This is a genomic window from Psychrobacter sp. 1U2, assembly GCF_051847575.1.
Genome location: NZ_JBPYDC010001662.1, coordinates 1 through 547, shown reverse-complemented (window position 1 = coordinate 547; position 547 = coordinate 1). Strand labels below are relative to the sequence as shown.

Annotated in this window: 1 protein-coding gene; it reads left to right on the top strand. The window is 34.6% G+C overall.

Annotated features, from left to right (window positions below; all coding sequences use genetic code 11):
• Positions 1–414: 414 nt before the first annotated feature.
• On the top strand, positions 415–547 hold a 133-nt coding region (locus tag ACS8FD_RS23750; RefSeq protein WP_439277657.1), incomplete at its 3' end, for a S4 domain-containing protein.

The following is a 547-nucleotide window of genomic DNA, read 5'->3' as shown; positions in this document are numbered from 1 at the left end:
CAACGCAATATTCTATAAACTTTTGTAATGGAAGAATACTCACTTAATGTGGGATTTCCGACATTAAAGGTTTCTTTTCTTACAACTCATATAATAACAACCGACATAACTTAAGAGAAATAGAAATATCTATTAATAGCATGAACGGTGTTAATAACACTTTTAACGGTTCAAACAACAGAAAATAACCTGTAAAATCTCACCAGTAAAATATGAACGCAACATTTAAGGTATGAATGATTATTAACATCTAGCGTCTCTTGATAACCTGAAACATACAAAAACACCTAAAAAATGAAGGATAAAGCAATTTATGCACTAAATATTTTAAAATAGCGTAGAATACACGTTAAAACTCACTCAATGATGTTGATACATTGCGAAATGTAACTTAACCGACTCAAGGACACGATTATGAAAGATGAAAAACTGCAAAAAGCCCTCGCCCGTATGGGACTTGGCTCACGTCGTCAGATGGAAGAAGTCATTAAATCAGGACGAGTAACTGTCAACAATGGACCAGCAACGATTGGCGATCGCGTTGAGC